This window comes from Staphylococcus sp. HMSC034C12, assembly GCF_001835895.1.
GTDB classification, from domain to species: domain Bacteria; phylum Bacillota; class Bacilli; order Staphylococcales; family Staphylococcaceae; genus Staphylococcus; species Staphylococcus hominis.
Genome location: NZ_KV826315.1, coordinates 56,350 through 67,376, shown reverse-complemented (window position 1 = coordinate 67,376; position 11,027 = coordinate 56,350). Strand labels below are relative to the sequence as shown.

Below are 11,027 nucleotides of genomic sequence, written 5' to 3'. Positions count from 1 at the left end.
TTATATAATTCCCACTAATTGGGGTCAGTCCATTGATGCTCTTCCTTTTTTATGGTTTTTTAGTTTTTAATAAATATTGTATAGCTACAAACCCTAATAATAATCCTATAATAATAAAGAAAAAAGATAAAAGTACCATAATGATACTCTTTTCGAAAGCAAAGACACCATTTAAAATTAAAAATATACTAGCGATAAGTAGTAAGATATACGTTAACTTGTTGTCATTCATCACTAAATCTCCAATTACTATTCGTTAATTAAGTCTTCAAGTGCAACTTTTAAATTATTATACCTAAAATTAAACCCTAATGCTTCTAATTTATTAGGTAAGACTTTTTGAGTATCGAGAACTACTGTCGACATTTCTCCTAGTACAGCACGCATAATTAATGATGGCACCCACGTTTCATGTGGTTTATGCATCGTACGTCCAAGCGTATAACCAAATAAATTTTGACGTTCAGGAATTGGAGAAGCCATATTAAATGGACCTTTTGCATTTGATTCGTCAATTGTAAATAAAATCGCACGCACTAAGTCATCTATGTGAATCCAAGAATACCATTGATGTCCAGAACCTAATTTACCGCCTACGTAGAATTTATATGGTAGTTTCATCGTTTGAAGTGCGCCACCTTCAGAAGACAAAATCATACTAAATCTTCCTAATACAACACGTGTACCAAAATTTTCGAAACGACGAGCAAATCGTTCCCATTGATAAACGACATCTGACAGGAAATCAAAAGGAAGTGTTTGATATTGTTCTGTATAAGTTCGATATAAACTTGGAGGATAATAACCCATAGCGCTTGCATTAAAAAGCACTTCAGGTTTATGTTGACGTTGCTCAAATAAATGAACTAAAGATTCAGTCGATTGAATACGACTTGTCATAATCATTTGTTTGTAAGAGGGTGTCCAACGTTTATTTAATGTAGCGCCTGCTAAATTAATAACTACATCAATATCTGGCACTTGATTTTCCCATCCTTTTTTAGACCAGTTAACATACGTAATCTTAGGCTCATCACTTTGTTTATCACTACGAGTTAAAATTGTAATATGAGCCTCTCTTTTTTTAATTTCATTTACTAAGTGACTACCTACCATTCCAGTTCCACCAGTAATTAAAAATTGTTTCATTTACTAACACCTCATTTTTTATAAAGAAAATAAATTTTTTTAATGACAATGTAGAGAAAGATGCTCAAAAAGCATTCAAGATTTATTCAATAATATGTCATTAACTTTAGAAAATACGGTCATTAAATTTACCTAAATTTAGCTATAATATAAGTATAGCTTTGCCATAGAGAATAGTAGAATATTTAAAAAGTATGTTTACACCTTTAATATAATAATATACAAAACAAAAGTCATTTTAATTTCTTTCTATTCTCTTTCAAGTTTCTATTATATTACTTTATAAATAAGATTAAGAATAATATGATTATAGGAACTAAAATGCCAATAAATATATCAAATTTTGAATTTTTACTTTCATCAAAATCATCATTACTTAACATCATAGATTTAATTTTATTGCTTGAAGGATTTTTAAATAATGTGTTAAAAGTATCTTTTTTCATTTTGTCACTCCAAAATTTACTTTATATTGATAGTGTAGTTATTTATATATGATGTTATCATATATAATTGAATGAGTATTTCATTTATATATGTACTTAAGTGTTTTTTTATTTTTTTAAAAGGAAATAACGTAAAATAGATTGCTATATTAAAGGATGAATAGATAATTAAGAAGTGAGGGAGTCCATGTCAAAAAAAAATAGAAATCTTAAAGACTATGAAGCACATGAAAAGAAAAAAATGAGTGGTATTTCTAAAATAATTAGTACACTTATTGTGCTTCTATTACTTGGTGGATTAGTGTTTGCAGTTTTTGCTTTTGTAGATAATTCAAACAGAGTCAATGAACGTTTAAATAATCAATCAACGGAAGAACATAAACATAAGAAAGATAAAGATACTGAAAGTGATAAAAAGAACGAAGAAAGTACGCAAGAAAATACAACAAGTGAAAACAATACAAATAATAGTAAGGAAAATAAATTAGATAACGTAAAAAATCCAAATGTCACTGATAACTATTCTAATAAGCAAAGTAATTCAATAAGAGTACAACCTACTAATCAAGGTAAAACAGCACAAACACAACAATCTTCTAAAGAAACACCTACAAAACAACCTAGTACAAATCAAATTCAAAGTACTCAACAAAAAGAAAACTCACAAACTCAAGAAAAAGCAACGCAAGAAGAAACAAATAAATCAACTGAAAGCACTCAGTCAAGTCGATCTTCTCGTTCTAATGCTTCAACTGAAACATCACAACATAATTCAAGTAACAATGACACAACTACTACACAAGAACGAGCTAATACAAATCAATCATCACAAACACAAAAATCAACGACGCAACCATCTACTGCCGAGCCTAAAACACAATCATCTAGTTCAACAAATTCAGAATCAAAAAGTAATACCCAACAATCTCAGAGATCTTCAAACGAAGAATAAAAAAAGACCTAGGTATATACACATTTTACCATGTGTGTATCTCTAGGTTTTTTTAAAATATCCAGTTGAGCAAGAACGTTAAGATAATTGAAAGAACAATCGATATAAAAATGGAAGAGAAACAACCAAAAGGACAACCACAACCATAGTGATATCGTATTGTATTGTGATGTTCAGACATATCTCGATATTCTTGTTCTCTTTTAAAATAGTCATCATCTTTATATCTATTATCAGAAGGATCTAAAACTTCTACATCCTTATTGTCTTTATATTTCAAAGTGATTCCTCCTATCTAGTTAATTTTCAATTATAATTCATCATTTTTGAAAAACCTATAAAGTTAACTCTATTGCATTTACTATACCCTATTTTAAATATTTAACAGATTATTTAAAATAATAAGGGTTTTCGCTTGCTTTTTTATAACGACAATAGTAGTATTGCAATTGTAAAGAGGTTGAATTTTGTCCCACCTGGGACAAAAAAAGTCAAACCCCCTCTAACTCTCGATTACCTTTTGAGAAAAATAGGAGGAAGGTAGTAGTGAAAGACCTGATTAAACTACAACAAAAGTTGGTTCCTGACTTAGTTGATAAAATGTATCGACGTTTCTCTATCTTAACGACAATTTCAAATAATGAACCTGTTGGGCGTAGAAGTTTAAGCGAACATATGGATATTACAGAAAGAGTCTTAAGAACAGAAACAGACATATTAAAAAAGCAAAATCTTATACAAGTAAAATCAACTGGTATGGAAATCACCGAGGAAGGTACAAAAGTACTTAATCAATTAAGTGATTACTTTAAAGTGTATAAAGATGATAATCATTATGCTAAACATATTAAGTCCAACTTTGGAGTTAAAGAAGTATATGTCATACCTGGAAATGCTGACATGCATGAAGAAGTTAAGTCTGAGATGGGTAGACAAGCAGGTCATTTACTAGAAGATATATTGTATGAAGATGCAATTGTGTCAGTTACAGGCGGATCAACAATGGCTAATGTTAGCCGAGCAATGCATTTATTACCATTTAATGTGTTTTTTGTTCCGGCACGTGGTGGTCTTGGTGAAAATATGGTTTATCAAGCAAATACAATTGCAGCAAGTATGGCACAACAAAGTGGTGGGTATTATACTACCCTATATGTACCAGATAATGTAAGCGAATCAACATATAATACATTACTGATGGAACCATCAGTTGTGCACACATTAGAAAAGATTAAACAAGCAAATATAACAATACACGGTATTGGTGATGCGCTGAAGATGGCGCATCGTAGACAATCATCTGATGAGGTGATTGAAAGACTTCAACATCATCAAGCCGTCGGAGAAGCTTTCGGATATTATTTTGACGCTCAAGGTCATGTAGTTCAAAAAGTAAAAACTATTGGATTACAACTTGAAGATTTAGAAAGCAAAGAATTTATATATGCTGTTGCTGGCGGCATGTCTAAGGGAGAAGCTATCAAAGCATATCTCAGTATTGCTCCCAAAAATACAATATTAATTACTGATGAAGCAGCAGCTAAAGTAATACTAAATAAGGAATAAAAAGTTATTTAACTTTTTAAATATCATTTTAAAGGAGGCCATTATAATGGCAGTAAAAGTAGCAATTAATGGTTTTGGTAGAATTGGTCGTTTAGCATTCAGAAGAATTCAAGACGTAGAAGGTATTGAAGTAGTTGCAGTAAACGACTTAACAGACGACGAAATGTTAGCTCATTTATTAAAATATGACACTATGCAAGGTCGCTTTAACGGAGACGTAGAAGTTGTTGAAGGTGGTTTCCGTGTAAATGATAAAGAAGTTAAATCTTTTGAAGAACCAGATGCAAGTAAATTACCATGGGGCGATTTAGATATCGACGTAGTATTAGAATGTACTGGTTTCTATACAGAAAAAGAAAAAGCTGAAGCACACATTAATGCAGGAGCTAAAAAAGTATTAATTTCTGCTCCAGCTAAAGGTGATGTTAAAACTATCGTATTTAACACAAACCACAAAGATTTAGACGGATCTGAAACAGTAGTATCAGGTGCTTCATGTACTACAAACTCATTAGCACCAGTTGCTAAAGTTTTAAATGACGAATTTGGTATTGTTGAAGGTTTAATGACAACTATTCACGCTTACACTGGCGACCAAATGACTCAAGATGGTCCACACAAAAAAGGTGACAAACGTCGTGCACGTGCAGCAGCACAAAACATCGTACCTAACTCAACAGGTGCAGCTAAAGCTATCGGTAAAGTAATTCCTGAAATCGATGGTAAATTAGATGGTGGAGCACAACGTGTACCAGTAGCTACTGGTTCATTAACTGAAGTAACAGTTGTATTAGAAAAAGAAGTAACAGTTGAAGATGTTAACAAAGCAATGAAAAATGCTGCTGACGAATCATTCGGTTACACTGAAGATGAAATCGTATCATCAGATATTGTTGGTATGAACTTTGGTTCATTATTCGATGCAACTCAAACTCGTGTCATCTCAGTTGGCGACAAACAATTAGTTAAAGTAGCTGCTTGGTATGACAACGAAATGTCTTATACTTCTCAATTAGTACGTACTTTAGAATATTTAGCTGAATTAACTAAATAATTTCGTAGCCTAGTTTAATAAAAACTTGTGCTCAGTACACTTATATAAAATGTTGAATTAAGTTAGCTTATGAGTAAGCGGGGAGCACTAACGCTTCTCCGCTTATTTTTATATTAATAATTCCTATTTAAAGGAGGAAATTATAATGGCAAAAAAAATTGTTTCTGATTTAGACTTAAAAGGGAAAGTTGTACTTGAACGTGCTGATTTTAATGTACCTTTAAAAAACGGTGAAATTACAAATGATAACCGTATTGTTCAAGCTTTACCAACAATTAAATATATTTTAGAACAAGGCGGTAAATTAGTATTATTCTCTCATTTAGGTAAAGTTAAAGAAGAAAGTGATAAAAAAGAGTTAACTTTAAAACCAGTAGCGGATTCATTAACTGAAAAATTAGGCAAAGAAGTTGTGTTTATTCCAGAAACACGCGGTGAAAAATTAGAATCTGCAATTAAAAATTTAAATGAAGGCGATGTATTATTAGTTGAAAATACTCGTTTTGAAGATTTAGATGGTAAAAAAGAATCTAAAAATGATCCTGAATTAGGTAAGTATTGGGCATCATTAGGTGATGTGTTTGTAAATGATGCATTTGGTACTGCACACCGTGAACATGCTTCAAATGTTGGTATTTCTACTCATCTAGAAACAGCTGCAGGCTACCTAATGGAAAAAGAAATTAAATTTATCGGTGGTGTGGTAAATGATCCACATAAACCAGTTGTGGCTATTTTAGGTGGTGCTAAAGTATCTGACAAAATTGGTGTTATTAAAAATTTAGTGAATATCGCTGATAAAATCATTATTGGTGGCGGTATGGCATATACATTTTTAAAAGCACAAGGTAAAGAAATTGGTCTATCTTTATTAGAAGAAGATAAAATTGACTTTGCTAAAGAACTTTTAGAAAAAAATGGCGATCAAATTGTATTACCTGTTGATTGTAAAGTAGCTAAAGAATTTTCAAATGATGCTAAAATCACTGAAGTGTCTATTGATGAAATTCCAAATGATCAAGAAGCAATGGATATTGGACCAAAAACAATCGAGTTATTTACTAAAGAATTACAAGGTGCTCACACAGTAGTATGGAACGGACCTATGGGTGTATTTGAATTTAGTAATTTTGCTAAAGGTACAATCGGTGTATGTAAAGCAATTGCTAACTTAGAAGATGCAATCACAATTATCGGCGGCGGTGATTCAGCAGCGGCTGCAATTTCACTAGGATTTGAAGATGATTTCACTCATATTTCAACTGGTGGCGGTGCTTCATTAGAATACCTTGAAGGTAAAGAATTACCTGGTATCAAAGCAATTAACGATAAATAATATTTATTTGAATAATAAAAATGTTTCTTTTATGATTTTCATGGGAAAACAATAAAAGAACGTAAATATTTATAATTAAGTTTAAATTTATTAATAATAGGAGTGTCAATAATGAGAAAACCAATCATAGCTGGTAACTGGAAAATGAATAAAACAGTTCAAGAAGCTAAAGACTTTGTAAACAATTTACCTACATTACCTGATGAAAAGGAAGTTGAATCAGTAATTTGTGCGCCAACAATTCAATTAGATGCATTAATCTCTCTAGTGAATGATGGCAAAGCAAAAGGATTAAAAATTGGTGCTCAAAACACTTATTTTGAAGATAATGGTGCATATACAGGAGAAACTTCTCCAGTAGCATTAACTGATTTAGGTGTTAAATATGTCGTTATTGGACATTCAGAACGTCGTGAATTATTCCATGAAACAGATGAAGATGTAAATAAAAAAGCACATGCAGTATTTAATCATGGAATGACACCAATTATTTGTGTTGGTGAAACAGATGAAGAAAGAGAAAATGGCAAAGCTAACGAAGTAGTAAGCAACCAAGTAAAAGAAGCAATAAAAGGCTTGTCAGAAGATCAACTTAAAGAAGTTGTTATTGCTTATGAACCAATTTGGGCAATCGGTACTGGTAAATCAGCTACTTCAGAAGATGCAAATGAAATGTGTGCACAAGTACGTAAAACAGTAGCAGACGTGTCTAGTCAAGATGTAGCTGATGCGACTCGTATTCAATATGGTGGTAGTGTGAAACCAAATAATGTTAAAGAATATATGGCTCAATCAGATATCGATGGTGCATTAGTTGGTGGCGCATCACTTAAAGTAGATGATTTTGTACAATTGTTAGAAGGTGCTAAATAATTATGGCTAAACAACCAACAGCATTAATTATTTTAGACGGTTTTGCTAACCGTGAAAGTGAACATGGTAATGCAGTAAAACAAGCGCATAAACCAAATTTTGATCGTTATTACAACAAATATCCTACGACTCAAATTGAAGCAAGTGGTTTAGATGTTGGTCTTCCTGAAGGTCAAATGGGTAACTCTGAAGTAGGTCATATGAATATAGGTGCAGGCCGTATTGTCTATCAAAGTTTAACTCGTATTAATAAATCCATTGAAGATGGTGATTTCTACGAAAATGAAGTGTTAGGTAAAGCAGCTCAACACGTTAAAGATCACGATTCAGCATTACATGTATTTGGTTTACTTTCAGATGGCGGTGTTCACAGTCATTACAAACATTTATTTGCATTATTAGAACTTGCTAAACAAAAAGGTTTAGATAAAGTGTATGTACATGCATTTTTAGATGGTCGTGATGTAGATCAAAAATCAGCAATTAAATATATTGAAGAAACAGAAGCTAAATTCAAAGAACTTGGTGTAGGTCAATTCGCATCAATTTCAGGTCGTTATTACGCAATGGACCGTGATAAACGTTGGGATCGTGAAGAAAAAGCTTATAATGCTATTCGCAATTTCGAAGGACCTTCTTATGCGAACGCTAAAGAAGGTGTAGAAGCGAATTATGCAAATGATGTTACAGATGAATTTGTTGAACCTTTCATAGTTGAAGGACAAAATGAAGGTGTTCAAGATGGTGATGCTGTTATCTTCTTCAATTTCCGTCCTGATAGAGCAGCACAATTATCTGAAATATTTACAAATAAAGCATTTGACGGCTTTAAAGTTGAGCGTGTAAATGATTTATTCTATGCAACGTTTACTAAATACAATGATAATGTTGATGCAGAAGTCGTATTTGAAAAAGTTGATTTAACGAATACAATTGGTGAAGTTGCTCAAAATAATAATTTAAAACAATTACGTATTGCAGAAACTGAAAAATACCCACATGTTACTTATTTCATGAGTGGGGGACGTAATGAAGAATTTGAAGGTGAACGTCGTCGCTTAATCGATTCACCTAAAGTTGCTACGTATGATTTAAAACCTGAAATGAGTGCATACGAAGTTAAAGATACATTGTTAGAAGAGTTAGACAAAGGTGATTTAGATTTAATTATTTTAAACTTTGCTAACCCTGACATGGTAGGTCATAGTGGTATGCTTGAACCAACTATCAAAGCAATTGAAGCAGTAGATGAATGTTTAGGTGAAGTGGTTGATAAAATTTTAGATATGAATGGCTATGCAATTATTACAGCTGACCATGGTAACTCAGATCAAGTTTTAACTGATGATGATCAACCTATGACTACTCATACTACAAACCCAGTTCCGGTAATTGTTACTAAAGAAGATGTAACATTACGTGAAACTGGTCGTTTAGGTGACTTAGCACCTACATTACTAGACTTATTAAATGTTGAACAACCGTCAGACATGACAGGTGAATCTTTAATTAAGCATTAGTAAAACTGTAAATGATAAGATGATTTAATATTATTCTTTAATATTAAGTCATCTTAGTATAAATATTTTATTAAATAACAAAAAATAGTTATAATAATTAAGGAATCTAAATTTAAAGGAGATTATTTATTATGCCAATTATTACAGATGTTTATGCTCGCGAAGTATTAGACTCACGTGGTAACCCAACAGTTGAAGTTGAAGTATTAACTGAAAGTGGTGCTTTTGGTCGTGCTTTAGTACCTTCAGGTGCTTCTACTGGTGAACACGAAGCAGTTGAATTACGTGATGGAGATAAATCACGTTATAGCGGTAAAGGCGTTACAAAAGCTGTTGAAAATGTAAACGAAATTATCGCTCCAGAAATCGTTGAAGGTGAATTTTCAGTTTTAGATCAAGTATCAATTGATAAAATGATGATTCAATTAGACGGAACACCTAACAAAGGTAAATTAGGTGCAAACGCTATTTTAGGTGTATCTATTGCCGTTGCACGCGCAGCAGCTGACTTATTAGGTCAACCATTATACAAATATTTCGGTGGATTTAACGGTAAACAATTACCAGTCCCAATGATGAATATTGTTAACGGTGGTTCTCACTCAGATGCACCAATTGCATTCCAAGAATTCATGATTTTACCAACTGGTGCTGAATCATTTAAAGAAGCATTACGTTGGGGTGCTGAAATTTTCCATAACTTAAAATCAATTTTAAGTGAACGTGGATTAGAAACTGCTGTAGGTGACGAAGGTGGTTTCGCTCCAAGATTTGACGGTACTGAAGATGCAGTTGAAACAATCATTAAAGCGATTGAAAAAGCTGGTTACAAACCAGGTGAAGATGTATTCTTAGGATTTGACTGTGCTTCATCTGAATTCTATGAAAATGATGTATATGACTACACTAAATTCGAAGGTGAACATGGTGCGAAACGTAGCGCAGCTGAACAAGTTGACTACTTAGAAGAATTAATTAGTAAATATCCAATCATTACAATTGAAGATGGTATGGATGAAAATGACTGGGACGGTTGGAAACAATTAACTGATCGTATCGGGGATAAAGTTCAATTAGTAGGTGACGATTTATTCGTAACTAATACTGAAATTCTTTCTAGAGGTATTGAACAAGGTATTGGTAACTCAATCTTAATCAAAGTAAACCAAATTGGTACATTAACTGAAACATTTGATGCTATTGAAATGGCTCAAAAAGCTGGTTACACTGCAGTAGTATCTCACCGTTCTGGTGAAACTGAAGATACAACAATTGCTGATATCGCCGTAGCAACAAATGCTGGTCAAATTAAAACTGGTTCATTATCAAGAACAGATCGTATTGCGAAATATAATCAATTACTACGTATTGAAGATGAATTATTTGAAACAGCAAAATTTGACGGAATTAAATCTTTCTACAATTTAGATAAATAATTTTAGCACTATACTAAAATCAATAGAGTTCACGCGTTTGCCTGTCATAGAGTTGAGACTATGACAGGCTTTTTTTAATATAAAACTTTAAATAATAGTATAGAAGTGTAAGATTTAACTTCATTGATGAAACTGATATAATAATCTTGTAATTGAAAGAAGGAGAATTGAAGATGGATCAACAACTTAATCAGTCAAATAAAAGAGAACGTATTACTGGTCAATTGATTGGATATAGTTCGCTTGTATTTTGTATATTATTAATTATCCATAATTTTATTGCTTTAGATGCTCGCACTGCTAAAACACTGTTAACACTAGCACATCAAAAAGCGTCAAGCAGTGCAGTAGATAATATTTTAAATAGTTTTAGATATACAGGTATTATGTATATTCTTGCATATTTAGCTGGAGTGATTGCTTTATGGAATCGACATAAATATCTTTGGTGGTTTATGTTTGCCGTATATGTATCAAATGTATTATTTACACTTGTCAACTTAACAATGGTGTTAAATGCTATTATTGAAACAAAATCGGTTTTATTTATTTTACCTATTTTAATCGTCGTGATTGGTTCAGCAATATTAGCCATATATATGTTAATTATTTCAATTGTACGTAAAAGTACATTTAATCGATAGTATTTGATAACTATATTAAGAATATGTTATAATTCGGAACGTATATAATGA

The 11,027-nt window shown here is 32.0% G+C and carries 12 protein-coding genes; 8 read left to right on the top strand and 4 right to left on the bottom strand.

Features of this window, described 5'->3' with window-relative positions:
* Nucleotides 1–49 precede the first annotated feature (49 nt).
* The 3 genes from HMPREF2629_RS03935 to HMPREF2629_RS11150 all read right to left on the bottom strand — a co-directional run bounded on the left by HMPREF2629_RS03935 (nt 50) and on the right by HMPREF2629_RS11150 (nt 1,595).
* A complete protein-coding gene (locus tag HMPREF2629_RS03935) occupies nt 50–232 on the bottom strand; it encodes a hypothetical protein (protein ID WP_048683232.1) in 183 nt (60 codons plus the stop codon).
* 17 nt (nt 233–249) lie between these two features.
* Nucleotides 250–1,149: a TIGR01777 family oxidoreductase gene (locus HMPREF2629_RS03930; RefSeq protein ID WP_054105331.1), complete on the bottom strand. Its 900-nt coding sequence runs from the start codon at nt 1,147–1,149 to the stop codon at nt 250–252.
* 275 nt (nt 1,150–1,424) lie between these two features.
* The gene (locus HMPREF2629_RS11150; RefSeq protein ID WP_167805761.1) at nt 1,425–1,595 is read right to left on the bottom strand and encodes a hypothetical protein; all 171 of its coding nucleotides are present in this window, start codon (nt 1,593–1,595) and stop codon (nt 1,425–1,427) included.
* 187 nt (nt 1,596–1,782) lie between these two features.
* On the opposite strand from HMPREF2629_RS11150, the gene HMPREF2629_RS03925 reads away from it, so the two are divergent.
* Nucleotides 1,783–2,547 carry a DUF4887 domain-containing protein gene (locus HMPREF2629_RS03925; RefSeq protein ID WP_070444025.1) on the top strand — a complete coding sequence of 255 codons (765 nt, stop codon included), beginning with the start codon at nt 1,783–1,785 and terminating at the stop codon, nt 2,545–2,547.
* Between the two features lie 52 nt (nt 2,548–2,599).
* Here the strand turns inward: HMPREF2629_RS03925 and HMPREF2629_RS03920 are convergent, their stop codons facing one another.
* Nucleotides 2,600–2,827: a hypothetical protein gene (locus tag HMPREF2629_RS03920; RefSeq protein ID WP_049382072.1), complete on the bottom strand. Its 228-nt coding sequence runs from the start codon at nt 2,825–2,827 to the stop codon at nt 2,600–2,602.
* 266 nt (nt 2,828–3,093) lie between these two features.
* Here HMPREF2629_RS03920 and HMPREF2629_RS03915 point away from each other — a divergent pair, with 266 nt between their 5' ends.
* From HMPREF2629_RS03915 to HMPREF2629_RS03885, 7 genes are all read left to right on the top strand, one after another.
* Nucleotides 3,094–4,113, top strand: a complete 1,020-nt coding sequence (locus tag HMPREF2629_RS03915) for a sugar-binding transcriptional regulator (protein WP_048683224.1) — start codon at nt 3,094–3,096, stop codon at nt 4,111–4,113.
* A gap of 46 nt (nt 4,114–4,159) precedes the next feature.
* The gene (gap, locus tag HMPREF2629_RS03910; RefSeq protein WP_049434555.1) at nt 4,160–5,167 is read left to right on the top strand and encodes a type I glyceraldehyde-3-phosphate dehydrogenase; all 1,008 of its coding nucleotides are present in this window, start codon (nt 4,160–4,162) and stop codon (nt 5,165–5,167) included.
* Between the two features lie 145 nt (nt 5,168–5,312).
* Nucleotides 5,313–6,503, top strand: coding sequence for a phosphoglycerate kinase (gene pgk, locus HMPREF2629_RS03905; protein WP_070444022.1), 1,191 nt, complete (start codon nt 5,313–5,315; stop codon nt 6,501–6,503).
* 111 nt (nt 6,504–6,614) lie between these two features.
* Nucleotides 6,615–7,376 carry a triose-phosphate isomerase gene (gene tpiA, locus HMPREF2629_RS03900; RefSeq protein ID WP_070813151.1) on the top strand — a complete coding sequence of 254 codons (762 nt, stop codon included), beginning with the start codon at nt 6,615–6,617 and terminating at the stop codon, nt 7,374–7,376.
* Between the two features lie 2 nt (nt 7,377–7,378).
* Complete coding sequence (gpmI, locus tag HMPREF2629_RS03895) at nt 7,379–8,896, top strand: 2,3-bisphosphoglycerate-independent phosphoglycerate mutase (protein ID WP_048683222.1); 1,518 nt, start codon at nt 7,379–7,381, stop codon at nt 8,894–8,896.
* A 131-nt stretch (nt 8,897–9,027) separates the two neighbouring features.
* Nucleotides 9,028–10,332, top strand: coding sequence for a surface-displayed alpha-enolase (gene eno / locus HMPREF2629_RS03890; protein ID WP_017175902.1), 1,305 nt, complete (start codon nt 9,028–9,030; stop codon nt 10,330–10,332).
* Nucleotides 10,333–10,505: 173 nt separating this feature from the next.
* A complete protein-coding gene (locus tag HMPREF2629_RS03885; RefSeq protein WP_017175901.1) occupies nt 10,506–10,976 on the top strand; it encodes a hypothetical protein in 471 nt (156 codons plus the stop codon).
* The last annotated feature ends 51 nt before the right edge of the window (nt 10,977–11,027 follow it).